This is a genomic window from Kovacikia sp. CALU 1929 (assembly GCF_056784235.1).
Map to the genome: position 1 here is coordinate 12,361 of NZ_JBXBCF010000089.1, position 25,462 is coordinate 37,822.

15 protein-coding genes and 1 pseudogene are annotated in these 25,462 nt (G+C 50.4%); 6 read left to right on the forward strand and 10 right to left on the reverse strand.

Annotation, left to right across the window (positions count from 1 at the left end):
* Nucleotides 1-94: 94 nt before the first annotated feature.
* Nucleotides 95-3,517 (reverse strand): efflux RND transporter permease subunit, encoded by a 3,423-nt coding sequence (locus tag AC1S52_RS24335; protein ID WP_482031628.1) that lies wholly within the window; start codon nt 3,515-3,517, stop codon nt 95-97.
* Between the two features lie 106 nt (nt 3,518-3,623).
* Between AC1S52_RS24335 and AC1S52_RS24340 the strand changes: the two genes are divergently transcribed.
* Entirely contained in the window at nt 3,624-3,749 is a 126-nt protein-coding gene (locus AC1S52_RS24340; protein ID WP_482031629.1) for a hypothetical protein, read from the forward strand.
* A gap of 53 nt (nt 3,750-3,802) precedes the next feature.
* Here AC1S52_RS24340 and cax read toward each other — a convergent pair whose 3' ends face one another.
* The 5 genes from cax to rpiA all read right to left on the reverse strand — a co-directional run bounded on the left by cax (nt 3,803) and on the right by rpiA (nt 8,596).
* Nucleotides 3,803-4,909 (reverse strand): calcium/proton exchanger, encoded by a 1,107-nt coding sequence (cax, locus tag AC1S52_RS24345; protein WP_482031630.1) that lies wholly within the window; start codon nt 4,907-4,909, stop codon nt 3,803-3,805.
* Between the two features lie 199 nt (nt 4,910-5,108).
* Nucleotides 5,109-5,852: a 3-oxoacyl-ACP reductase family protein gene (locus tag AC1S52_RS24350; RefSeq protein WP_482031631.1), complete on the reverse strand. Its 744-nt coding sequence runs from the start codon at nt 5,850-5,852 to the stop codon at nt 5,109-5,111.
* Between the two features lie 55 nt (nt 5,853-5,907).
* Nucleotides 5,908-7,089, reverse strand: coding sequence for an aldo/keto reductase (locus AC1S52_RS24355; RefSeq protein WP_482031632.1), 1,182 nt, complete (start codon nt 7,087-7,089; stop codon nt 5,908-5,910).
* Between the two features lie 116 nt (nt 7,090-7,205).
* Nucleotides 7,206-7,802 carry a hypothetical protein gene (locus AC1S52_RS24360; protein ID WP_482031633.1) on the reverse strand — a complete coding sequence of 199 codons (597 nt, stop codon included), beginning with the start codon at nt 7,800-7,802 and terminating at the stop codon, nt 7,206-7,208.
* Nucleotides 7,803-7,882: 80 nt separating this feature from the next.
* A complete protein-coding gene (gene rpiA, locus AC1S52_RS24365; protein ID WP_482031634.1) occupies nt 7,883-8,596 on the reverse strand; it encodes a ribose-5-phosphate isomerase RpiA in 714 nt (237 codons plus the stop codon).
* Nucleotides 8,597-8,918: 322 nt separating this feature from the next.
* Between rpiA and AC1S52_RS24370 the strand changes: the two genes are divergently transcribed.
* Nucleotides 8,919-10,427 (forward strand): tetratricopeptide repeat protein, encoded by a 1,509-nt coding sequence (locus AC1S52_RS24370; RefSeq protein WP_482031635.1) that lies wholly within the window; start codon nt 8,919-8,921, stop codon nt 10,425-10,427.
* 153 nt (nt 10,428-10,580) lie between these two features.
* Nucleotides 10,581-10,916 carry a hypothetical protein gene (locus AC1S52_RS24375; protein WP_482031656.1) on the forward strand — a complete coding sequence of 112 codons (336 nt, stop codon included), beginning with the start codon at nt 10,581-10,583 and terminating at the stop codon, nt 10,914-10,916.
* On the opposite strand, the pseudogene AC1S52_RS24380 reads toward AC1S52_RS24375, so the two are convergent.
* From AC1S52_RS24380 to AC1S52_RS24390, 3 genes and pseudogenes are all read right to left on the reverse strand, one after another.
* A pseudogene (locus AC1S52_RS24380) lies at nt 10,883-11,008 on the reverse strand (IS1/IS1595 family N-terminal zinc-binding domain-containing protein); the annotation flags it as partial. The gene AC1S52_RS24375 and the pseudogene AC1S52_RS24380 overlap by 34 nt on opposite strands.
* Nucleotides 11,009-11,163: 155 nt before the next feature.
* A complete protein-coding gene (locus tag AC1S52_RS24385; RefSeq protein ID WP_482031636.1) occupies nt 11,164-15,420 on the reverse strand; it encodes a PAS domain S-box protein in 4,257 nt (1,418 codons plus the stop codon).
* A gap of 583 nt (nt 15,421-16,003) precedes the next feature.
* On the reverse strand, nt 16,004-17,716 hold the full coding sequence (locus tag AC1S52_RS24390; protein WP_482031637.1) for an ABC-F family ATP-binding cassette domain-containing protein: 1,713 nt from the start codon (nt 17,714-17,716) through the stop codon (nt 16,004-16,006).
* 1,005 nt (nt 17,717-18,721) lie between these two features.
* On the opposite strand from AC1S52_RS24390, the gene AC1S52_RS24395 reads away from it, so the two are divergent.
* The 3 genes from AC1S52_RS24395 (at nt 18,722) to AC1S52_RS24405 (ending at nt 23,615) form a co-directional block, all read left to right on the forward strand.
* The gene (locus tag AC1S52_RS24395; protein WP_482031638.1) at nt 18,722-19,945 is read left to right on the forward strand and encodes a hypothetical protein; all 1,224 of its coding nucleotides are present in this window, start codon (nt 18,722-18,724) and stop codon (nt 19,943-19,945) included.
* A gap of 328 nt (nt 19,946-20,273) precedes the next feature.
* Nucleotides 20,274-21,665, forward strand: coding sequence for a RuBisCO small subunit-like domain-containing protein (locus AC1S52_RS24400; RefSeq protein WP_482031639.1), 1,392 nt, complete (start codon nt 20,274-20,276; stop codon nt 21,663-21,665).
* Nucleotides 21,666-21,902: 237 nt separating this feature from the next.
* Nucleotides 21,903-23,615 carry a hypothetical protein gene (locus AC1S52_RS24405; protein WP_482031640.1) on the forward strand — a complete coding sequence of 571 codons (1,713 nt, stop codon included), beginning with the start codon at nt 21,903-21,905 and terminating at the stop codon, nt 23,613-23,615.
* 57 nt (nt 23,616-23,672) lie between these two features.
* Here AC1S52_RS24405 and AC1S52_RS24410 read toward each other — a convergent pair whose 3' ends face one another.
* The gene (locus AC1S52_RS24410; protein ID WP_482031641.1) at nt 23,673-25,310 is read right to left on the reverse strand and encodes a M16 family metallopeptidase; all 1,638 of its coding nucleotides are present in this window, start codon (nt 25,308-25,310) and stop codon (nt 23,673-23,675) included.
* Nucleotides 25,311-25,462 lie beyond the last annotated feature (152 nt).

Below are 25,462 nucleotides of genomic sequence, written 5' to 3' on the forward strand. Positions count from 1 at the left end.
AAAGCTTCACCAACTATGCTCCACAACCCTCCTGATCTATAGCGATCGCCCTGTCTGCTCCCTTGCTACATCACCAACTCAAAACTCTCAACTCTCAACTCCTCCCCCTTCCCCCTTTTTCCCTCACTTCCCTACGACCCAACACCGGATACCCCATACCCGGTACCCTAACTCCTGCTTGCCCTGGCAGCTTTCCAATCGACTCATGCAGCAGAACGTAGAAGCAGGGAATGATGAACAGGGTTAACAAGGTTGCCAGGGATAGGCCGGAAAAAACCACAATCCCTAATGGCTGAAGAAACTCAGACCCTTCTCCCAGACCCAGTGCCAGCGGAAACAGCCCCAACACCGTTGTAATCGTCGTCATCATAATCGGGCGGAGACGCTGGGGCGCGGCTTTCAGGATGGCGGTGGCACGGTCAACCGATTTCTGCTCCCGGATCTGGTTTGCCGTCTCAACCATGATGATGGCATTGTTCACCACAATTCCCACCAGCAAAACCGCACCAACCAGAACCGTAATGCCGATCGCCGTCTGGGTCACGAACAACCCCAAAATACCACCTGCCAGGGCTAAGGGCACCGTCAGCATAATTACCAGCGGGTCAACCAGAGAGTTATACTGCACCGCCATCACAACAAATACCAGAAAGGCTGCCAGCATCCCCAAAATCTTGAGCGATGCTTGCAACTCCTGGTTGGTTCGGGCAGCATAACCCGGTAGAACAGTGACTCCCTCCGGTAGATCTAGCTCAGACAGGGTGGTTTCTACTTGGGACAGGGCTGCCCCCAAACTTGCGCCTTTGTTTAAGTTGCCCGCGATTAAAAAAACCGGACGCTGGTTAATTCGCTGAATTTCACCGGGAGCCTGTCCTTCTTCAATTCGAGCCACATCTCCCAGTTGCACCAGCGCTTTGTTACTGGCAAACAGGGGCAATTGCCGTAGTTGAGAGGGTTGTTGTACCAGATTTTTGTCAAGCTGCACCCGGATATCCACCAGACGATCCTGGCGCTGGAGGCGAGTTGGAACTGAACCCTCGATCGCCGTTTGCAAGGTATTGCCAATATCCTGGGCAGTCAACCCCAGGGCAGCGACTCGTTCCCAATCGGGATTGATCTGCACTTCCGGTTGGCGATCATCTCCATCTGGGCGGAAGTTCGCTAACGTTGCCTGTTCATCTAGAGCCGCCAGTACTTGCCGCCCTGCCTGACGCAACACCTCAGGATTTTGCCCTTGCAGCACCACATCCACATCCGCATTACGAATTGGGGAGTTGTTCAAATTCAGCCCCCGCACATTACCAGGTACCAACCGCAGACGAATTCCTGCCAGATTGAGTTGATCCAGTTCTCGACTGACTCGCTGGGTGTAGGCAACCACATCCGTTCCCGATTTCAGAGTAATGGTACTCGAACTGCGCGTGGGGTTGGAGAACACAAAGCTGGCAAAAATATTGCCCCCCATAGTGGTAAAAGCATACTCAGTCTCTGGCTGGGTTTGCACAATCTGATCAACCGTTTCCATCACCCGGCGGTTGGTTGCCAGAGACGTACCGGGCGGGAACTGGGCAAATAGGGTTGCCTGTCCCGTATTGATGCGAGGCAACACCTCCTGGGGAATTTGACCCACCATCAGCAGGCTACTCCCACCCAGAATCAGCACGGCTACCGCAATCACCAGCGATCGCCGTCGCAATAGCCTTGCCAGTAACATTCCGTAAGACAGGGTGAGCGCATGAAACTTGCGATTGAATGTTTGGATCAGCCAGAACTGGTTCATCTGACTAGACCAGCGCACAGTCAACAACCGCGAAGTCATCATCGGCACAACCGTCAGCGCAATAAACAAGGAAGCGGCTACCGCAAAACTGATCGTCAGAATCAGTTCATTAAACAACAGGGAAACAAATCCGCCCAATAGTAAAAACGGCAACACCGATACCAGGTTTGTTGCAGTCGATGCCACCAGAGCGGATTCTACTTCCTCGCCGCTGGACTCAGCCAACCGCAGAATTTGGCTTTTTCGAGTGGTTTCAGGTTGAGCCGTCTCCCCATCTTCTCCGGCATCGCCCCTTGTTGCTCGTCCATTGTCACTGCCATTGCCATTGCTATTGCCATTAACATTTCCATTGCCATTTCCATGGGAAGAATGCCCATTCTCCATGAAGGAATGCTGACTGACCCGATTGGCAATGTTTTCCAGCATGACGATCGAGTTGTCTACCACAATGCCAACTCCAAGCGCCAGCCCACCCAGACTAAAAATATTCAGCGACAACCCAAAAAACCCCATCAAAATCACTGCTGCCAGACTTGCCAGGGGAATGGCAATCACAATAATCAAGGTTTGCCGCAGAGAACCAAGGAAGAGAAAAACCGCGATCGCTGCCAGCAGTGCCCCGGATAGTCCTGCTGTGGTGACATTGGCGATCGAGTTGTTGATAAAGCGTGACTCATCCAGCGTGGGCGTAATCACCATGTCTTCCGAAATCAACCCCGCCTGACGCAACTCCTCAATCCGTCGCTTCACCCCTTCCACGACCTGCACCGTATTCGCTTCTGGTTGCTTCTGAATACTGACCTTAACGGCAGGTTCTCCATTCAGGTTGACTAACACCCGCTCTTCTTCCGTCCCGTCAATCACCTCGGCAAAGTCTCGCAGGTAAACCTGTTGGGACAAGTTCGGAGTTGGGATGCCGGAGTTCGGAGTTGCATTTCCTGGTTGACTCCCAACTCCTACCCCCTGGCTCCTGACCTCAAACTGCACTTCTCGGATCTCGCCTGCATTCCGAAATCGCCCGACTGAACGGGTCAACGGTTCAGCATTCTGCCCTAAGATGCGTCCGCCAGAAATATCCTGATTTCGTTTTCTCAACCCATCCAGGACATCATTCACCCCCAGCCCTAGCGACTGCAAGCGATTCAAGTCTACTTTGACCCGCACTTCCTCCCTTAATCCACCAGAGACATCCGCAGAAGCAACCCCTGGCACAACGGTTAACTCGCGGGCAAGTTCTTCATCCGCAAACACCCGCAATGCCACATCACGCAAGCTGGCTGAGGTTAGCGCAAACTCATAGACTGGCAATTGAGTTGGGTCAAATTTGAAGATCCGGGGAGACTCCAAATCGTCTGGCAACCGGTTGCGGTAGCGGTTGAAAGTGGCGGTTGCGTCGTTCAACGCCTGGTCGATATTGCTTCCTGGTTGAAAAAACAAGTCCAGACTGACCTGTCCCTCACGGGTTTGAGAATAGATTTGAACGACCCCTTCCGTGGTGGATAGTGCCTGCTCCAGTGGCTTAGTAATCTCATCGACGGCAACTTCCGGGGAAATGCCTGGTGCATCCAGACGCACACCAATCCGGGGATAGGTGATGGAGGGCAGCAGGTCAACTGGCAGGCGAACCAGGAAAAAGAAGCCCAAAACCAGCACCGTCAGCATCAACATCAGAATGCCAATATGACGACGGATAGAAAGCTTGCTGAAACTAAAGCCGGATGGCGAAAGGTTGGGCATACCCTTTTATTGGAGGTTTTATAAGTCCCCAACATTCTGGCACGGTAGACGATTCAAAGCTGCCTCGAAATAAACAGTGAGAGTCTTCTCTGGAAGAAAAAAAGGTATGACTAATTCTGGGGATAAAAAAGCTACGGGAGGCTCAACCATGCGGCTGAGCGATCGCATCGAAGCCTTTGCTCCAATTCATCCCGGTTTTCAGTACATCGGCATTGCTGAATGTGTGATTTAGCCCACCCTGCGGGAAGCAAGCTATATCCCATACTCTGATCCCTGCTACCTAAGTCAGGCAGGATGGTAATAGAATGCCACTCCCAGAAGAAGATAGGTTGCCAGAAGTAAAGCCCCATCCAGCCAGTTAGAGCGTCCACCAGAACTGATCAGGTTGGTGACTGACACCGCGATCGCCAGGGCGGCGACTTCAAACGGATTGAAGTTGAGATCAATCGGTTGACCAATGAACTGACCGACAAAAACCAGCACAGGGGCAACAAAGAGGGCAACCAGAAGACTGTCGCCGGTAGCGGTGGCAACTGTGAGATCCATCTGGTTTTTTATGGCAAGTCGGGTAACGGTGACAAAGCCTGCAATGTCTGTAATAAAGGGAATCACGATTACCCCAGTAAACAGGGGTGTCAATCCCAAGCGTTTGGTTTCTGGCTCCACCACACTGACAAACAGATCCGATTCAAAGGCAACGACAACGGTTGAAAGCAACAACACGATAATCCAGATCATTAACTTTGTTGTTTTTGAGGCTTGAGGCGATGCATCATTGGGGTTTTCTGGGGAATCGATTAAATCCTCGTCCGCCAGTCCGACATCGTAAAGATAGCTGTGTGTTTTGAGAGAGAATAACAAGGTTAAGCCATAAACCACTATTAATACGGTTGCCGTTGCCAGGGAGATATCGGGGATGTCCACCTCATCAAATCTACCGGAGGTGGTAATGACCAGTGTGGGGAGGGCGATCGCAATCACTGCCAGTGTAATCGACGAGCCATTTACCTTGGTCAGAATTGGTTTGAATTCCTGTTCTTTATAACGCAATCCCCCTGTAAACATGGCAAGTCCCATCAGCACCAATAAGTCACTCAGGATAGTGCCTGTAATGCTGGCCTGGACAATCTCAATCAATCCGGCTCTCAGCGCAACGAGGGCAATTACCAGTTCAGTTGCATTCCCAAAGAATGCATTCACCAGCCCGCCAATGGATGGACCTGTAAAAACCGCAATTTTTTCAGTTGCCGTACTGAGCCAGATGGACAGAGGCACGATCGCCAGAGCAGAGGTCACAAAAACTGCTGTAGATCCCCAATGCAAAAAGTCGGCAGCCGCCGAAATAGGGACAAAGACAAGGAGAATTAATGGAATCAGATCTTTCGCTTTCATCGACGACCCTAATGGTTAGACTAAAGCCTATCGGAAAACTGCCATGAAGCACTATAGCAATCCCCATTTGGGTGTACGGTCAAATTTCTTAGCAAGGGTTTCTGGCATGAGTTTGGACCGCAAGTTCAGGTTTTTGAATCGCTTTTAAGGTCGCTTATTGGGTTTTGGTCAGGTTACTGGAGCCGGACGCACCATGTTCCTAAGCCGTCAGACCGCCATCAATCTTCCAGCTTGCACCTGTCACAAAGGCAGCTTCAGGACTGGCAAGATAGGCAACCAGCCCAGCGACCTCGTTGGCTTGTCCATAGCGACCGAGGGCAATCATCTGCTTCAGCCCCTCGGCAAAAGAACCATCCGCCGGATTCATATCGGTATCAATGGGACCGGGTTGGATGTTGTTCACAGTGATACCGCGTGCCCCCAAATCGTGGGCAAGACCGCGGGTAAAGCTGGCGATCGCCCCCTTGGTCAGGGCGTAGACCGAACAGCCAACAAAAGGGGCAACATCGCTATTAATGCTGCCAATCATAATGATCCGTCCGCCCTCGCCCATGTGACGAACCGCCTCCTGGGTTGCCACAAACACACCCCTGACGTTGACTGCCAACAAACGCTCAAACTCCTCCATCGAGAACTGGTCAATTGGCGCTAGAGTGGCAACTCCGGCATTATTGACAAGAATATCGAGGCGACCAAAGCGGTTGACGGTTTCGGCAACGGCGTTTTTTACCGCTGCCACATCGGCACTGTCCGCCCGAATTGCCAGAGCTTTTCCCCCGGCGGCTTCAATCGCGTGTACCACCTCTTCAGCTTTTTGGGGCGAACTCGTGTAGGTAAGCGCGACAGCAGCTCCATCCTGGGCAAGCCGTTTGGCGATCGCTGCCCCCATACCCCGTGAACCGCCCGTCACCAATGCCACCTTACCTGCAAGTGTGTCTGCCATGTTTTGCTCCACCTGGTAGAGGACAAATAGGTCCCATAGAGAGTCTAACAGACCCCTACTGTTGGGAAAGTCTCTGGGCAGGCTGATCAGCAAGTAGTTGATGGGTTTCGATCAAAAGGTCTGGAATGACTTCAGCATGGGGACTGTGAGCCAGACATGCTTTCAAAGCACCCCGATCTATTTGCTCGGCTCTGGCACCGGGGAACCAGTGATTTGCCTGCCCCAATAAGTTGTACCGGGCTTTGGCAAAGTCAACCATGTCATAGGCGATCGCCAGGTTCCTGAGCCACAACAGGACTGGAATATTCAAACCGCCGGGGGTCTCTGAAGGGTTGGGTAACCCAACGTGCCAGGTTTTGTACCACGCTTCGCCCAACCGGGCGATCGCTGCCTGCTCCAACCGTTCAATGATGGGGGGTAAGACTTCGTCGGTTCTATTCAGAAATTCCAGAGCTTTTAGATGTTCGTCAAAGTCTTGGGGGCAGGAAGCACCGATGCTGAGGGTGTGGACCTGGGAATGGCTGAGGCAAAACAGGTCATTGAACATGATGGGGCTGAAAGGAGCGCAAAGATCGACCAGGCGTGAAGGGGGATTGTAAAGCATTCCTCCCTTATCCGATGGGCTGATAATGAAGATGCCCATGTCGAACCGGGTCGCCGCTTCAATTGCCCGCCAGTTGGTCTGATTGATGTAGTACCAGTGCAGGTTGATATAGTCAAACTGATTGGTTTCAATTGCCCGCACAATCACATCCGTCGGTCCGTGGGTAGAAAAGCCAACAAACCGTACTTTGCCTTCTTTTTGCAATTGCCGCACCACATCCAGACAGCCACCCGGACGAACGGAGTCGCTCAGTAGTTCATCGGTGTTAATGCCATGCAAGCCCAGCAGGTCAACGTAGTCGAGCTTGAGGTAGGCAAGGGATTGGTCAAAGGTTCGACGAAACTGCTCTGCATCTGCTTCAGGGCAGATCTTAGTCTGAACAATCAACTCTTCGCGGGGAAGGGTGGGTAAGATCTGCCCCAACTGCATTTCGGAGCTACCGTAGCCCCGTGCAGTTTCAATATGGTTGATGCCGACTTCCAGCGATCGCCGAATCGTAGCCTCTAAATTATCTTGACTGTCACGGGGAACCTCCCGCAGGGGTAAGTCCTGCCACTTATACTGATACCGCATCCCGCCACAGGAGAAGACGGGTATTTGAAGGTCTGTACGTCCAAATCGTCTGTATTCCATTGGATCATGCTAAAGCATTTGAGGGGAGATGGAATAGTTGGAATTAGGCGCGATCGTAACTTTAGTGGCTCGTTCATAGCACAGAGCCACTGATTAACCTTGAACAGCCTTCACCTTTAAACCGCATTCAGATCTTGTGATTGGCTCGGCTTCCAGTGAGAGCCTAGATAACGTTTGCAGCCCGTTTCAATCTCAAACTTCCAATCAATCGTATCGACTGGAAACTCTTTCAAGATCATTGACAGATCATCCACAATCGGGATGGCTAGCTGATCTCGATAAGCAGCCTTACCCACCAGGTTCAGATCTTCACAATAAATCTGGTTGGTGTCATAGGTTCCATCTTTATTGAGAAAACGGGAAGCTTCAAAAATCGTAATCCGATGGCTATTGGCAAACCTGGAACGTGACTTCTGAGACTTCGCTGGGTTTTGCTGGCTAGGTTTGGTTTGCGTGGATTGCCAAAGATGATCCAGACAAATGTGAATGTCTTTTTTGACTTGAACACGATTGGTCTGAGGTTCCTGAAAAGGCGAAAAAATATAAGTACGGACAGCACGAGGTGTATCACGCACGACTAGCTTGAGAATTCCCTGTCTACCCCGGTATTGCTTGAGAATTTCATAGGGCTTGTGAACCGCTTTATCCTGCTTAGATACAAGAACACGCTTAATCCAATCAAGCAGATCAAGAAAAATTTGATCGACACGCATGGGAGTTTCCGGGTATCGCTTATCACACCCTAGGATTCCCATATTTGACTGAAGATAGCTACTGAACGGGATGCAAAATTCTACATCTCCCGTACAACGGGCTTACCATCAACGACTTCACCCACCAGAACTAAATCAGTTAACCCGATGAACAGTCCATTTTCCAGCACCCCTGGAATATTATTGAGGGTCTTTTCCAACTCAGCCGGATTGTCAATGCCATTCTCGAACTTAACATCTAAAATCAGGTTGCCCTGATCAGTCACAACGGGTCCAGATTTTTTGACTGCCATCCGCAGTTGGGGTTTACCACCCAATTGCTCAATTGCCTTAGAAACCGGGTTCAGAGCCATCGGCAGCACTTCTACCGGCAGTAAAAAGCCCAAATTTAGCTTGTTTACCAGTTTGCCACTGTCTACAATGACGATGAACTGCTTTGCAAAGGCTGCCACCAACTTTTCTTGAGTATGAGCAGCCCCACCCCCCTTAATCAGATTCTTTTGCGGATCTACTTCATCGGCACCATCGATCGCAATATCAATATGATCGATTTCATTTAATGAGGTTAGAGGGATGCCAGATTCCCGCGCCAGCACTTCTCCCTGGAACGAAGTTGTAATTCCCTTAATATCTTTCAGATCACCGGATTTGAGGCGATCACCCAATGCCTGGATCATAAATGCAGCCGTTGACCCGGTTCCCAAGCCTACAATAGAACCTGACTGCACCTTAGCCGCAGCCGCTTCTCCAACTTGCTGTTTCATTTGTGTACTGGGGTCAAGTTCTGTGTTCATAGAAAGATTTTGGTAGGAGATAGGGGTCAGGGGCAAAAAGGTGGTGGGTGGTAGGTAAATGTAGTGGGAAACTAGGGGAAGAGAATAGAGGAAAGGAGATCGAAGGAATTTCAGTCAGTGTTATAGCGTTTTTGAATCCAGTGAGGTACATGGATAGCCGTAGAATCCTTGAGTCAAACAGATGAAATGTACCTCACCCAGAAAGGAAACGCTATATGAGATGTGGGGTTAGTTACAATTCCAGAGCGATCGCTCAACCCTGACCTCCCACCTCCCACCTAAAAATCCCCCGTCAGTCAGTCTACTATTTCTGGGCGACCTTATGAGCCAAACCGATGATTTTTCAGAAGTGGACTATGAGTTCTACGCCGTCCTGACCGCGGAGGAACGTCGTCAGAAATTGGAGGACGCCGCCACACCTGGGGAAATTCGGGCATTGCTGTTTTACCAGGAGGGACAGGCAAGGGCAGGTGACCAGCAGTATGAGGCAGCGATCGCCAGTTTCGATCGCGCCCTGGAACTTAAACCAGACTTCTATCGTGCCTGGGTAGAGCGAGGAAATACGCTGAGAAAACTGGAACGATACGAGGAGGTAGTCACCAACTGCGATCGCGCCCTGGAACTTAAACCCGATGCCCACACCATCTGGCTCAAACGGGGGATTGCCCTGCACCACCTGGGACAAATTGAAGCGGCAATGACCAGTTTCGACCAGGCACTAGAACTGACTCCCGGTTTTTGTGCTGCCTGGTACCACCGGGGAATCTCTCTGGAAAAGTTGGAACGGTATGAGGCGGCGATCGCTAGCTATGACCAGATGATTCAACTCAACCCTGCTGACGCTAAAGCCTGGAGAAATCGGGGGGATGCGCTGCTGAAGATGGGGCGACAGCGGCAAGCGCTGGCTAGCTATGAAGAAGCCTTGGAGTTGACCCTGGAAGATGCCCACCTATGGAGAAGTCGGGGGCGGGCACTAAAGGAAATTGGTGACTATGAAGAAGCGCTGTTCAGTTACGACCAGTTGCTTCAGCTTGAGCCGGAAGACTATTATGCCTGGAGAGAACGGGCTGGCTTGTTGTCTAGTCTGCGCCGTTACGCGGAGGCACTGGAAAGCTATGATCACGCCTTGAAAATTAAACCCGATGCCCATCACCTCTGGAGCTTGCGTGCTGTTACGCTGGCAAAAAATGATCGCCCTGAAGAAGCTTTGGAGAGTTGTAATCAGGCACTTGCCGTGAAACCGGATGAGTTTAACAACTGGCGAGTTAAGGCACTGGTGCTAAAGCAGCTAAACCGCTATGAAGAAGAAATTGCCAGTTGCGATCGCGCCCTTGAGCTAAACCCTGATGACCATGAACTTTGGGTCTATCGGGCATCTGCTTTGAAAAAATTAAACCGCCATTCAGAAGCCTTGGGAAGTTATGACCAGGCGTTAGAACTCAGTCCCGATGACTACAAACTATGGCATCAACGGGGGTTAACCTTACGAAGGCTGGGGCGGGCAGAAGCCGCGATCGCCGATTTTGATCGTGCCCTGGAACTCCGTCCTGATTTTTACGCTGCCACCCGCAGCAAACTGTTTTTGCTGATCACAACAGGGCAAATCCTGGCATACTTTACGGACCAGAAAAATTTGGCTGCACGAGACAAACTGCGTAGCGACCTGAGAAATGTTTTGGATGTGTTTGTAAAGAACAAACTTCCTACCCTGATCGTACTGGCGCTGGTGGTTCTGGCTACTACCCACAGTCGCGTCATTGGCGTTACCATTGCCGGAATTTTTTTAGTAATTACGGTGATCGGTGACTTCATTACCGAATCCCAGCAATAATCAGAAATGGCGGATAGGGTTATAGCAATTCTCAAACAAATGAAGTGCGATCGCCGATCTTGTAGGTTGTCCCTATGATGAAAAAGTAAAGTGCGGTGAGACAAGTCACCCATAAGCTTGAAGTATACAAACCCATCAAGCGAGGAAACTTGTATGAAATCCACCGCACAACCCAGATCATATATCGGTGAGACGGTGTATGTGGGTATCGATGTTCATAAGCGAACGTATTCAGTTGTGGCACGAGTGAAACAAATGGAGGTGAAACGATGGACAACCCCAGCAGAACCAGAGCAGTTAGGACAACAACTGCATCAATTTTTTCCAGGAGCAGAGATACATAGCGCCTATGAAGCGGGATTTTCGGGGTTTGGATTACACCGAGCATTGCAGGGAGAGGGGATTGATAACATCGTGGTGCTGTCCGCTTCTCGACGTTTCCACTGGGGATTCTCAACAAATTGGCGACTACAGTCGCGACATTTATAATTTTGTTTGCCCCGTCGGGTCGTGCCATTTTTCATGATGATGTCATCGGAGCCACAGTTAGGACAGCGGAGGAAGCGAGGGATGGTTGACATAGGGGATTAAAAAATTGGTCACCACCTATTTTATCTATCCTTTACGAAAGTGGGCTACCGTCTAATGTTCAGAATTAACTTGCCATGTAATAACGATGATTTCGGCAAACAGATAAGACAACTTATCTATCGAATCACCATCCGTTGAAACTGGGTTAGGTGGCGGTGGATTGCTCTAAGAGGGAAGCGATCGCCTGGATTAATACCTGGGGGTCGATCGGTTTGGCTATGTGTTGTTGAAAGCCTGCTGCCATGGCCTGCTGATAATCAAGTTCTCCGGCATAGGCCGTCAGGGCGATCGCAGGAATTGTTCCCCCTTGCTCTGCTGGCAAAGCTCTCACCTGGCGCATTAGCATATAGCCATCCACATCGGGCATCCCAATATCACTCAACAACACCTCTGGTTTGAACTGCGTGAGTGTCGTGAGTGCCTCACTTGCGGTTGCTGTAGCAATCACATTTGCCCCGTGTAGCTCTAGCAAGAAAGCAAGAAACTCGCGGGTATTGTCATCATCATCCACGACCAGAATGCGAGTACCTTGCAAATCCAGAGAGAATTCAGAGGGTTTCGGGTCTGGCTGCGTTATCGGTTGATGAGGCATTAGTGGTAATTTGACGGTAAAGGTGGCTCCTTGTCCTTCACCGGAGCTGTCTGCCTGTATTGTGCCACCGTGCAGTTCTACCAAATAGCGGACGATCGCTAGCCCTAACCCCAGCCCACCAAAGCGTCGAGTTGTCGCAGAACTCTCTTGGCGAAATTGCTCAAATACATGGGGCAGAAAATCAGGGGGAATGCCCTTACCCGTATCCGTGACAGTGATTTGAGCGTAAGAAGAGGAGGAGAGGGAAGTAGTGAATCTCTCTCCCTTCTCTCCTTCTTCAACTCGCTCCAAACTCACATCCACCCGTCCGCCCTCAGAGGTGAACTTAATGGCGTTAGTTAGAAGATTCCAAATGACTTGCTGTAAGCGCCCTTCGTCTCCTGCGATCTGTCCAACATCCGGTTCAAATTGGATATGAATTTGAATCAATTTAGCTTCTGCTGCGAGTCGCACGGTCTCCATTGCCGCTTGAATGGTGGCAACTAGATCAATAGGCTTGGTATCCAGGCTGAGTTTGCCGCGCAGAATGCGAGACACGTCTAGTAGGTCGTTAATCAGTTGCGCTTGCATCTGGGCATTGCGCTCAATCACTTCTAGAGCGCGATCAGTTTTTTCGGCATCTAATTGGCGACTTCGCAATAGCTTTGACCAGCCGAGAATCGGGTTGAGGGGCGATCGCAACTCATGGGACACGACTGCCAAAAACTCATCTTTGATGCGACTGGCGGCTTCGGCGGCTTCTCGTGCCGCTTGTTCGCGGGCCAGCAGTTGTTCGCGTTCGGCTTCGGCTTGCTTGCGATCGCTGATATCTTTGAAGACGACCGCCACTTTGCGTGCCTCTGGTTCACCGATGCGGCAGGCATAAACATCAAACCATCGGTTCATGGGCACAGAGCAATTCTCACAGCGAATCGGTTCACCCGTCAGGGCAACTCGGCCATAGGTCTCAATCCAGAAGTCTTCCAGACCCGGAATCAACTGACGCGCTGTTTTACCCACGGCTTGTTGCAGTCCCGTTTGTTGCTCAAAGACCGGGTTAATTTCTAAGAAGCAGTAATCGACGGGTGTATTGTTCTCATCAAACAGCATCTCAAGGATGGCAAAGCCCTCATCAATCGACTCAAACAGTGTCCGGTAGCGTTCCTCGGATTGGCGTAGCGCAATTTCAGCCCGCGCCCGTTCCACCGCTGCCCAGATGCGATCGGCAACGTCTTGAATCAGCGAAACCTCCTCAGCCGACCAGTGATGCGCCACCTGGTAATGGACAAACAGGACAGCGATCAGGCGACCTGCCTTAACCAACGGCACATTCATCGTCGCCCTCACTTGCAGGACAGCATGAGCCGCTTTCTCTGCATCGGTCAGCGTTGGGTCATTGGCGATGTCGCTGCGAGTAAACATACGTCCGGCTTGGAACTCCCGTAAAAGCCCCTCACCATAGTCATCGTAGCGATATCGCCCCGCCACACCGGGTACGCCGTTCGTGTAGTTTCGCCTCACCACGATCGTCTCACCGTCTGCCTGATCCTCGGCATATCCCACCCGGTTTGCCCCTAAATGTTCCCCTAACACACAAGCCGCTTGATATGGGATTTCCTCAGCATCCATTAGGGGTCGAACTGTGTCGTTGAACTTCAGTAAGAAAGCCTGCCGCCCTTCGCTGCGCCGCAGGGCTTCCTCGGTTTGTTTGCGCTCCGTCAGGTCAACGGCAAAAAAGATGCCAGTGCCTTGATCGTCCAGAAAGGATGCGCCTCCGATGAGAATCGGGACTCGGTACCCTTGTTTGTGGAAAAATTCCTTCTCAAATGGAGTGCTGAAGCCCTTAGCAGCAATCTCTGCCAAAGCAGCCTCGTCCTGTGGCAACCATTCAGGGGGTGTGAGGGTTAGCCAGTTAATCTGTCCTGCTTCCAGTTCCGGGCGGGTGTAACCAATCAGATCGAGTAAGGCATCATTGGCATGCAAAACGCCACCTGAGCGTGACCAAATCCCCATCGGCACCATATTGCACTCGAAAATGCGGCGAAACCGACCCTCGGATTGGCTCAAGGCCATTTCGGTTTGCTTGCGTTCATGCAAATCGGTGAGGGTGCCATACCAGTGGGTAATCTGTCCTTGGGAATTGTGAATGGGCACGGCTCGACACAAAAACCAGCGGTAAGCAGTTTCAGGCTGCTCTGCAAACGCCTGTCTTAAGCGAAATTCCGTTTGGTAAAGCGTTCCAGTTGCCAAGCAGGCTCGCCAAATCTCATAGGTTGGCTCCAGGTCGTCGGGGTGAATCACCTGATTGATCCAACTTTGCTCTATCGTCTGCTCCAGAGTGAGTCCGGTATAGTCAACCCAGCGTTGGCTCACATATTCAGGATTGCCTTCAGCATCGGCAATCCAAACAATTTGGGGCATGGCATCGGCAAGCTGACGAAACTGTGCTTCGCTCTGATGCAAGGCTGCTTCCGCTTGCTTGCGATCGCTAATCTCCGTCAGGAAAATGGTCAGCCCATCGGGCGATGGATAAATCCGATACTCAAACCAGCGGTTCCAGGCGGGAAATAGCCACTCAAACTCCACCGGGGTTTGCTGGCTCAATGCCCGCTCAAACTGCCTCTCAGCTTCACTGTCCGCTGCTTCGGGAAACCGCTCCCAAACGATTTGGCTTAGCAGGGCTTCCCGCTCCGTATTAACAATTTCACAGTAGCGATCGTTGACGTAGGTGAAACGGCAGTCTTGATCCAGCACGACAAATGCATCACTAATGCTCGATAGAATCGTTTCTATGTTTTGCTGAGTGGCTTCTGCTGCCAAGCTCTCGGCTCGTTTACGTTCTTCTTCGTAGACTTGAGCATTGGCAAGGCTGGCAGCAATTTGAGCCGAAACCAGATCAATAAATCCCCGATAGGAGTCGTCGAAACGTCTAAAGGGGTTCAAACCAACCACCAAAATGCCAGCTTTCCCCATCCGTCCTGACGGCGCGATGGGTACTACCACGGCTTGATGGGGCGATCGATCCCAGGCTCCCCTCGGCAAGTTCTCAAACCGGGCTGCCAAATCCGCAACCAAACCAATCTGCTGGGATTTGACCACCTCTGCAAACGACCAAATCGAGTCATCTTCAAACGCAACGGCTTCGGGGGCGATCGCGTGTCCTCGCTCAATGCCACTGTTTCCTGCCAAAACAGCACACTGGCGCTCTGAATCCACCAAATAGATCAGGGCAAAGGGGAGATCATAAGGGTTGGTTTCCAGGCAGCTTGCACTCAGAGTACAGGCTTCATTAAAGGTACGGGCATCTACGGCTTTGGCTGCTAGTTCCCGCAACAGTGCCAACTGTCGCTCTCCGACAATGCGATGAGTGTCATCGTTACAGGCGCAAAGAATACCGCCAATGGTGCCTTCATCATTCGGAATGGGGCTGTAGGAGAACGTTATGTAGGTTTCCTCCGGGTAGCCTTTGCGCTCCATAATGAAAAGCAGCGCTTCGTCAAACGTACCCTCATTCGTGCAACGGGCAGATTCGATCCGGGGTGCAAGCTGATCCCAAACCTCGTACCAGAGTTGCGAAGCGGGTTGGGCCAGGGCTGGATGCTTGGTATGAAGAAAAGCAGCATAGGCATCGTTGTAGAGGTTCAGCAGTTGGTCGCCCCACCAGACAAACATGGGTTGGCGAGACGTTAGCACAATTCGGACGGTCGTTTTTAAGCTCTGTGGCCATTGCTCTGGTGAACCCAATGAGGTTTGCGACCAGTCGTGCGATCGCATTAGCCTTGCCATTTCGCTGTCCCCGACAAAAACCGTTTCGGCGCTGTTAGGGTTCATTATGGGTCACAGTGATGGAGTCTGAATCAGATTAGTATAATTGTTGGGGTCACCACAGCTATTTCTCAGTCATGACAATGGAAAAAGCCAGAATTAGGGAAAAACTGTATGGCTTCCCCCTCCTGACTCTTACCATTTAATTCAGAGTAGTCTATCTATCTTTCGAGCGAATTTTTGAGATTGAATCGAGGTGTTGTCTTTAGCATGACATCCCCATTGGCTAAACAGCGCTGGGCTGCAACTCTAAAGGAGCGATCGCATTCAATGAGCGCGTGATGCAGGGCTATGGGTTATCCCGACGGGGACTATGTGAGCAAGCGGATCAAAGCGCACTCAAGCTCTTACCAACTCAACCGTTTGTGTTTGGGCAGTGGAAAAGAGCCTTCCGTCATTCCAGCCTCAAAATTAAACTTTGTTCCTCAGCTTCACAAATCGAGTTGAATTAGGATCAGACATTTTCAGGAATAGAATTTCATCCCAGTTTGGGTTGGAGATGATGTATTTAGGGCCACATGTTTGGCTGTGATCAAAATTTCGGCAAACGGATTGCCAACCGCTCGTTTGGGCAATTCATTAGCCGCACCTACTTACCAGTTTTCCGGGCTTTTTCTTTTTCCTTTTGTTTAGTCCGTTTCTCAGCCGCTTTAGCCGCTTTTTGAGCTTCGATCGCCGCCAGTCGTGTTTTTTCCTTCTCTTCTTCGATCTTATCCAGATAATAGTGGTAATCGCCCCGGTAGAGGCGAAGTTCCCCATCCCGAATTTCGACAATTTTGTTGGCAACTTTGGAAATAAAGTAGCGATCGTGGGAGACGATAATCACGGTTCCGTCGTAGTGCTGGAGGGCTTCTTCCAGCATTTCCTTAGCGGGAATATCCAGGTGGTTGGTGGGTTCATCCAAAATCAACAGGTTGGCGGGTTGCAGCAACATCTTTGCCAGTGCCAGTCGTGCTTTTTCGCCACCACTGAGGGCTTCTACCTTTTTAAAGACAGTATCACCGCTAAATAGAAATCGCCCCAGCAGCGTCCGCACTTCTTCATTGCTCCATTCGGGCATTTCATCGTGAATAGTTTCCATTACGGTCTTTTGCAGTTCTAGTGCCTCTGCCTGGTTCTGCTCAAAATAGCTGGGAATAACGTTGTGCTCGCCAAACTTGACGCTACCCTCGGTTGGCTCTTCCATCCCAACCATCAGATGCAACAAGGTGGACTTACCACAGCCATTGGGACCCAGGAAGGAGACGCGATCGCCCCGTTCAATCAGCAAATCTGCTTCCAAAAACAGAATTTTGTCCCCATAGGCATGGGTTAAATCTTTCACAATGACCACTTCGCGCCCACTGCGGGGAGGCGGCGGAAAGCGGAAGTGGAGGGTTCTCAGCCCAGATTCGGGGGCTGCGATGCGCTCAACCTTCTCCAGTTGCTTTTCCCGGCTTTTTGCCTGGGTACTGCGGGTGGCACTGGCACGGAAGCGATCGACAAATGCCTGTTGCTTTTCCAGGTCTTTCTGCTGCCGTTCATAAGCACTGAGTTGGGCTTCTTGCTGTTCAGCTTTTTGTTGCAGATAGGCTGAATAGTTACCCAGATAGGTAGTGGAGACACCTCGTTCGGTTTCAACAATTTGAGTGCAGAGGCGATCCAGGAACTCCCGGTCATGGGAGACAATCACCATGGGTGTGTTCAGTCCCTTCAAGTAAATCTCTAACCACTCAATGGTTTCCAGATCCAGGTGGTTAGTGGGTTCGTCCAGCAACAGCAGGTCAGGTTCTTGCAACAAAATCTTGCCCAAACTCATGCGCATTTGCCAACCGCCGCTGAAGTCGCTGACCAGGCGATCGCCATCCTCCGGTTCAAACCCCATTTCGGGCAAGATTCTCTCAATCCGTGCCTCTAAGGCGTAGCCATCCATCGCTTCAAACTGACGCTGGAATCGATCCATCTGCTTTAGCAGTTGATCCAGTGTTTCAGGATCTGCCGTTTCCATCTCCTGATGCACCTGTGTCAGTGCCTCATGGACTTCATTTGCCTGCTTAAACGCCCGCCAAAATTCCTCCCGCACAATCCGATTGGGATCCACCTCAAATTCTTGGGATAGGTAGGCAATGTGCAAACTGGCAGGACGGATGACTTCACCGGAAGTTGGCTCAATCTCCCCAGAGATGATTTTTAGCTGAGTCGATTTGCCTGCACCGTTGACCCCAACCAGACCAATGCGATCGCCCGGTTTAACTTCCCAGTTGATATCCTTGAGAATTTCGCCGGTAGGGTAAATTTTGCTGATGTGTTCCAGACGGAGCATGGTGGAGAGGGTTAGAGGAGGAAGGGCAGGGGGAAGAGGGAGAAGGCGGCTGTCTCAACAGGATGTACCTGAGTAAAACACGAATTACGATAGAACCTGCGGATTTGGAATCACAGGTCTGGGATGACTGTAACAAAAAGTTATAACAATTGGCGAGAGGGGAGGCAATGCATCTGACTGAATCGTACTTGAGCCTGCCGTGCTAAAAAGCCTGGGCTAGAGCAGAATACATTTTGAACGGGATCAACAGACGACCTTCGCAGGACTGAACATCAACAGACGATGCATGGGATTACCTCTAGACTTCACGAGGGGATATACCCTTTTGCTACAGCAGGACGTAGAACTATCCAAATATCCTCCGAGGATTAGTCCAGCGTCACTCCTTGATATTCTTAAAATGCAAGGACGAGGAAACCCTATTTGCGTGTTATGAGAAAAATATTTGGCAAGTTCAATCCTCCTCTTAAATCAAGTGTTTTGTGGGCTGTGGCTTATATAATTCCACCCCTATCTGTACTCTGGTTTGTCAACCATTTTGGTGTTAATGTTCCCTATTGGGATCAGTGGGAATTAGTTGATTTATTTGAAAAAGTTGCTTCAGGAAAAGCTGGTTTTCAAGATTTTTTTGATCTTCATAATGAACACCGGCTTCCTTTTCCTAAACTGATTATTGTAGCCCTGGCTTTTATTTCTAACTGGAATACTTTGTATGAGTTATACTTTAGTGTTTTTCTTGTAGCGGTCATCTATTTTCTGATATGTAAGATTGCTGCGAACACTTCTTCTATCAGGGGGAGCCGATTTCACCTTGCCAACATTGCCTGTGGGATAGTGCTCTTCTCATTTGCCCAATGGGAAGGTTGGTTAATCGGACTGATCATGACCTGGTATTTAGTGAATATTTGTCTCATCTTATGCATTTTTTTGCTGACCTTAAGGTTTCGATCTATCTGGGTAAAGGTTGGTTTGGGGGCAATTTGTTGTGTACTCGCCTCTTTTTCTTTGGCTCATGGACTATTTACCTGGCTGGCAGTCATTCCGCTTCTAGTCTGGGAACCCCATAACTCCAATCGGGAATCGCTCCGGTTTCCGCCAACAAAATTTCTAGCGTTAGGGGTATGGGGTTTGTTGTTTGTTTTAACGAGTGCTATTTACTTTTCAGGTTACAAGAAACCAGCAGCGCATCCAGATAACTTTTTTTTCCTAAAGTACCCTTTTAAGGCGGCAGAATACTTCTTTACCCTACTGGGGCATCCACTTTTGGCAGGTTCTAACCTGGTGGTTTTGGCAGGACTTCTAGTTTTCCTGGTTTTCATATTGTTTTTCATTGATTATTTGAAGAAACCTAATTCTCCATTTTCACAAAGTGCAGCACCCTGGATTTCATTGGGAATATTTACCCTCCTGTTTGCACTGGTGACTACGGTAGGAAGAGCAGGATTTGGGGCATCTCAGGCGGGTGCCTCTCGATATGTAACCACTTCAAGTCTCATCATTGTTGCCTTAATTCAACTTTGGAAGCTGAGATCAGAAGAACCATTTGATAAGCAGAACTTAATTAACTTCTTCAAGATTCAAGGTTCAAAACGATTTAGGCTGACCGTCAGTGTGGTGTCCTTACTGACATTGTTCTCCTCTTTGAATACTTTAGATGCAGCAAGGCAACACCATGAGAAACTGACAATTGGAAAGAATTGTCTGGAAGTGATTGATTATGTTGAGAACTCACCCAACAACTGTCTACAAACGCTCTACCCTCTGGGGGATGCTTTCCGCGATCGAGTAAAAATTCTTCGACAGATCGGGCTGTTAGCTCCTGCTCCCCAAATGAGCTTTGTAGAAAACCCATCTACTCCCTACGGCTATATTGATTCCCCACCCAATTCTGGGTCTATTCCCATAGTGCGTAAAGCCTGTCTTAACTGTACAAATCTGACCATTACTGGATGGGCGATTTTGCCGGACCGCTCCGAGCCAGCCAGATTGGTATTCTTGAGCTACGACGGTAGTCAAGCCTTTATGGCAGATACCGCTGTCAATCTTCCCAGTCCTGATGTGGCAAAAGCACGTCACTCTAGACGGCGTAACAGAGCTAGATGGGCAGTTCAGCTTTCTCCATCTGTGTTTCCATCAGGCAATACAGCGATCGCAGCCTGGGTTTACGATCGCCCCCGTCAGCAATTTGTCAAACTGAGTAGTTCTCTCAATATCCGGGTAGAGGATTAAAACTCCTGACTCCTCAATCGCGCTTACATTGGAATGAAACGGTGAGATAGCTATCCTATTTCGGTGGTGTTTCAAATGTGTGATCGGTGTCTGGTAAGGGCAATGCACTGCACTGCCCCTACGGAACGCTGGAACACTACCCCTATTTCAATTGAGAGAAACGACTCCTGCGGAATTCTTTCTCTCAAACCTTCTTACTTTGCAACTGAATTTAGGTCAGGTATATAAGCAGAGTTGAGTGCACTGATCGGATTCTTCTATCATCACACCGTGATTAACCAGGCTAATCCATAATGAAGCTGAAGCCATTGCTACAGATTTCGTCAACATGGGTTACTACATCTCTCCCCGCTTTCTCGACAAACTTTCGGTTCACATCACCAAAAACTATCTCAATCTGCCGAATGTGAAAGTGCCACTCATTCTTGGCATTCACGGACGTAAGGGAGAGGGTAAAACCTTCCAGTGTGATCTGGTGTTTGAGCGGATGGGCGTGGAAGTGATTCATATCTCTGCCGGTGAACTGGAAAGCCCAGATGCAGGAGATCCCGCAAGATTGCTGCGCCTGCGTTATCGGGAGGCAAATGAGGTAACGAAGGTGCGGGGCAAGATGGCAGCAATCATGATCAATGATATTGATGCGGGTGCCGGACGGGTGGACGAATATACCCAATACACGGTTAATACCCAATTGGTCAACGCCACCATGATGAACATTGCGGATAATCCCACCAATGTTCAGTTGCCAGGAAGTTACGACGATACGCCCCTGCGACGGATTCCGATCATTGTTACCGGGAACGATTTTGCGACCCTGTATGCCCCTATGATCCGTGACGGGCGGATGGAAAAGTTCTTCTGGGAACCCGATCACAATGATCGAATTGGCATTGTCAGCGGCATTTTTGAAGTAGATGATGTGTCACGGGATGACATCATTCGGCTGGTGGAAGCCTTTCCCAATCAGGCAATTGACTTCTACAGTGCGTTGCGATCGCGCCTCTACGATGAACAAGTGCGCGATTTCATCCAGAGTGTTGGACTGGAGCACATTTCTAACCGTGTCGTCAACCCCAAAGATGCCATTCCCGAATTCCGCAAGCCGAACTTCAGCCTGCCGCACCTGATCGAAATGGGTGGACAAATAGTGCGCGAACAGCAGCGCATTCAAGAACTACGCCTATCTGAGGAATATAACAAGTCTTTATTCATGAGTCGTAAACTGGGCAATGTGGCGGTAAATCAACCCAGCACAGGGCGTGAACAGGCTACAGAGTATAAGGTACAGGATACAGAGGAACTGGAAAGGACAAGCAGCACATCTTCACACGTTCCTCCGCGTGAATTTTTTCGTTCCTATGAACCCCCCATTCCCAACGGTCACACCAGCGATCGCCAATCTCCCCCCGCTCCCCACCCCACGCCTGCTACGAGCTACCCCGGTCAACCCTCCAGCACCACCCTCACTCCTGAAATTGTGACCGAAGTCAATCGGGTCCTGAACCAGGGAAATCGTTTAGGGATTGAGTTCGTGGATGGTAGGCGCTTTCGGACTGGCTCCTGGACTTCCTACGGCACCTATGAGGGCAATGGTGCAGAAGCGATCGCTGCCCTTGAATCCTGCCTTGCAGACCATGCCAACCACTATGTGCGACTGGTTGGCGTGAATCCCAAAGACCGCCGCAGGGTGATGGAAACTATCATTCACCGCCCCAGCTAGAGCAGTGAAAGGGGGCGGCAAATAGTTGTACGAGTTGGGACCAGGTTTTAGTTTATACACTTCTAATTCATACCCAGACTCAGCAACGCTTGAGGGGGTTAATGGATGAGTGTTGTCATAGCTTCACTTCTCTACGGCTTGCCTGTTAAACGGGATGTAAAGATGGTGGCTAAACCGTGACGTAAAAGCAATCGAATGCCAAGCTAACAGTGGACAACACCTCAGGGATGGGACGCTGTGGCAAATTTCTCTAAAAAAGGCATCGGAATCGTTGTTCTGATTGGCAGTCTGCTGCTGGTTGGGGTAAAGCTGGCAAATTCTGATGGGTCGGGCAATTGGCTAAGTTTTGGCAGCCAAGAAACCCGCGATCGCAACCCAGCTATCAAATCTCCAACTATGAGCAACGATGCCACAGGCAAGACGACTCCGACTTCTACCCTGGTGGCGGCGCGATCGCAATCCCCCAATGCCCAGTCTCCAGTGGGTATTAACCTGAGTGGACTGAGCTACTGGACTACCGCCTGGACCTTTGTGGATGTGTTTAAGATCAATGGCGGTTGGATTTCGCAACGGGAAGGGACGAGTTGGGGTAAAGGAGGTAAATTGAGCCTAACAGCCGAGGGATGGGTTCAATCCCTGGAACCCGGTCAGTATGCAGAGGCATTGATTTTCTACGATAACGGTGGACATTTCCCTGGCGGCAATTACACCATCCTGTACGAAGGAGAAGGGCGGATAGAAATTGCTGGAGATGATGTGATCAGTCGATCGCCCGGTCGTATGGTCGTCAACGTCAAACCCGATGCCGACGGAATTCGGTTTCAGCTTCACGAAACCAAGCCCAGTAACCCAGTACGCAACATCCGGGTGATTATGCCGGGGTTTGAGAACACCTACCAGACCCAACCCTTCCATCCCCTATTTCTGGAACGACTGTCCAAGTTCCGGGTACTCAGGTTTATGGACTGGATGGAGACAAATGGCTCTCCCATTGTCAACTGGTCAGACCGCACTACTCCCAACGCGCTCACGCAAACCGGGAACAAGGGTGCCGCCCTGGAACATATGATCCAGCTTGCTAATGCACTTAAGGCAGACCCGTGGTTTTGCATTCCCCATCAGGCAACGGATGACTATGTGCGCCAGTTTGCCACAATGGTACGCGATCGCCTCGACCCCAGCCTCAAAGCCCGAATTGAGTACTCTAACGAAGTCTGGAACTATGCTGGTCCCTTCACCCAGACTGAGTATGCCCAGAAAAAGGGGCTGGAATTAGGTTTGACCCGTGACCAATGGGATGCGGCTATCTTTTATTACTCACAGCGATCGGTGGAGGTGTTTAAAATCTTTGAGGAGGTGTTTGACGGCAACGATCGCCTGGTTCGGATTCTGGCATCCCAAAACGACAACTTGGACTGGGGCAAAAAAGTCCTAACCTGGAAGGATGCTTACAAACACGCCGACGAGTACGCCATCGTCGCCTATTTTGGGGTTCAAGACTATAACAAGCCGCCCAAAGTCGATCAGCTTCTGAAAATGACTCCCGACCAGATCATTGACGAGGTGATGCTGCCCGAAATCCGAACAACCATCAAAGACTCGATCGCCGCTAACCATAAACTCGCCCAGAAATACGGGGTCAGGCTCACAGCCTACGAAGGGGGAAATTCCCTCACTGCCGACAAAGTACCGGGCGATAAAGAACCCCCGTTAACTGCTCTATTTACCCAACTCAGCCGCCATCCGCGCATGAGAGACGTGTATAAGGAGTTCCTGCAACAGTGGAAGCAGCTTGGGGGTGGATTATTCAACCAGTACAATGACATCAATCGCCCCGAAAAGTGGGGGCAGTGGGGGCTACTAGAATACCAGAACCAACCGCTCGACATGGCTCCTGAGTATCAGGGCGTGATGGATTTCATTGATGCCAACCCCAACCCTGACTTGTAGGGAGTGATCATCCTGCTAACTCTGGAGCAAACAAACCTATTGTCTGCCCCATTACAATCAGCCAGCTTTGGGTAGTAGTTTGCCGATGGTGCGGTTCTGGGAGGTAAAGGTTGCCTTGGCTACTCGTTGAATGTCTGCCTGGGTGACGGCTGAAATTCGGTCAATTTCTTGAAATAAATTGCGCCAGTCCCCAGTTTTGATCTCGTATTCCAGCAATAATTGCGCCATGCCGGCATTAGAGTCGAGGGAACGCAGTAGACCTGCCCGCGACTGGGTTTTAACCCGATCGAGTTCCAAATCAGAAACGGGTTCGGTTTTAAGGCGATCGATTTCGACTCGCAGGGCTTTTGCTACCTCATCTACGCTGTGCCCTGGAGCAGTCATGGCATAGAACAGCATCAGGTTGGGGAATTTGTTGCCGGGAAATCCGTTGGAACCTTGCGCGGTTAAAGCCAAACGCTGTTTTTCGACCAGGGAGCGGTAGAGCCGAGAGGTGCGCCCATCACTGAGGATACTGCTGATCATCTCATAAACCGCGTTATCAGCATGGTTGAGGGCAGGACGGTGGTAGCCCTCCAGATACCAGGGTTGACTTTCCAGGTTGAGGGTGACTTCGCGGGTTACAGTCTGGGGCGGTTCGGTTGCCAGTACATCGGGGGGGGCAGGTTTCGCTTGATAGCGACCAAAGTAGACTTGTGCTAGCCGTTTGACTTCACCAGGGTTGACATCACCAACGATCGCGATCGTCAAATTGTTGGGTGTGTAGTGTGTCTCAAAAAACTCCTTCACATCTTGCCGTGTCAAACCTCGAATATCTTGGTCATAGCCGATCACTGGACGCCGATAGGGGTGTACCTGAAAGGCAGTATCTAAAAACGCCTCCACCATCTGACCAATAGGTGAATTATCCGTGCGCAGACGGCGCTCTTCTAAAATGACATCCTGTTCCTTGTAAAACTCCCGAAACACCGGATCTAAGAACCGTTCTGATTCCAGCGACATCCACAGTTCTAGCTTATTAGAAGGGAAACTGAAGAAATAACGGGTTGCGTCCGCAGACGTAGTGGCATTCAGCCCAACCCCGCCTGCCTGCTCGACAATGCGCCCCATTTCATTCTGCTGCACTAAGCGATTTGCCTGCGCCTCAACCTTGGCGAACTCTGTCCGCAGTTTTTTTTCTTCTTCCTTATTTCCCTTCTGCGTTGCGGTTTGAATCTGCTCTGAAAGCTGATCCAGTTGGTCTAAAAGAGGCTTTTCAGTAGCATAGTCTACCGTCCCAATGCGAGTGGTACCTTTGAATGCCAGGTGTTCCAGGAAGTGTGACACTCCAGTTTTGCCATCTGGCTCATCTGCGCCACCCACATCGGCATAGGTGAGAAAGGACACTACTGGAGCCTGGTGCCGTTCCAAAACGATGAACTTCATGCCGTTGTCCAGCTTAAATTCAGTGACCTGTTCTATCACCCGATCCAGGTACGGCTGAATTGACTGGGCTGGCTCTTCCTTTACCGTAGGGGAAAATTGGGTTTGTGCCAGTGCTGGTTGAGCAATATTGCTCCAGACCAGGAAAAGGGGAATGAGGAGAAGGGATGCTGCTCTTATCCACCGTTGCAGGGGGGGTAGGGGAGCAACAGGGCAGAGGGGCAGAGGGGCAGAGGGGCGGAGCAGCAAAGGGGGTTGGCGAAGTTTGGACATGGGACGGATTGTAAGCAAACTGATCTCAGGATACGAATTTTTGGTTAGTTTGGCGGGCTTTTCCAAGTTGATAGAGATAACTGCCACTAATTGCTACAGACCACGAGTACAGGTTGGCAGAAATAATCCTACAGTGCCTTGATGCCCAACTT

Bases quoted from the DNA above. Each gene is read 5' to 3' on its own strand.
- AC1S52_RS24335 (WP_482031628.1), bottom strand. From the start codon at position 3,517: ATGCCCAACCTTTCGCCATCCGGCTTTAGTTTCAGCAAGCTTTCTATC.
- AC1S52_RS24340 (WP_482031629.1), top strand. From the start codon at position 3,624: ATGACTAATTCTGGGGATAAAAAAGCTACGGGAGGCTCAACCATGCGG.
- cax (WP_482031630.1), bottom strand. From the start codon at position 4,909: ATGAAAGCGAAAGATCTGATTCCATTAATTCTCCTTGTCTTTGTCCCT.
- AC1S52_RS24350 (WP_482031631.1), bottom strand. From the start codon at position 5,852: ATGGCAGACACACTTGCAGGTAAGGTGGCATTGGTGACGGGCGGTTCA.
- AC1S52_RS24355 (WP_482031632.1), bottom strand. From the start codon at position 7,089: ATGGAATACAGACGATTTGGACGTACAGACCTTCAAATACCCGTCTTC.
- AC1S52_RS24360 (WP_482031633.1), bottom strand. From the start codon at position 7,802: ATGCGTGTCGATCAAATTTTTCTTGATCTGCTTGATTGGATTAAGCGT.
- rpiA (WP_482031634.1), bottom strand. From the start codon at position 8,596: ATGAACACAGAACTTGACCCCAGTACACAAATGAAACAGCAAGTTGGA.
- AC1S52_RS24370 (WP_482031635.1), top strand. From the start codon at position 8,919: ATGAGCCAAACCGATGATTTTTCAGAAGTGGACTATGAGTTCTACGCC.
- AC1S52_RS24375 (WP_482031656.1), top strand. From the start codon at position 10,581: ATGAAATCCACCGCACAACCCAGATCATATATCGGTGAGACGGTGTAT.
- AC1S52_RS24385 (WP_482031636.1), bottom strand. From the start codon at position 15,420: ATGAACCCTAACAGCGCCGAAACGGTTTTTGTCGGGGACAGCGAAATG.
- AC1S52_RS24390 (WP_482031637.1), bottom strand. From the start codon at position 17,716: ATGCTCCGTCTGGAACACATCAGCAAAATTTACCCTACCGGCGAAATT.
- AC1S52_RS24400 (WP_482031639.1), top strand. From the start codon at position 20,274: ATGGGTTACTACATCTCTCCCCGCTTTCTCGACAAACTTTCGGTTCAC.
- AC1S52_RS24410 (WP_482031641.1), bottom strand. From the start codon at position 25,310: ATGTCCAAACTTCGCCAACCCCCTTTGCTGCTCCGCCCCTCTGCCCCT.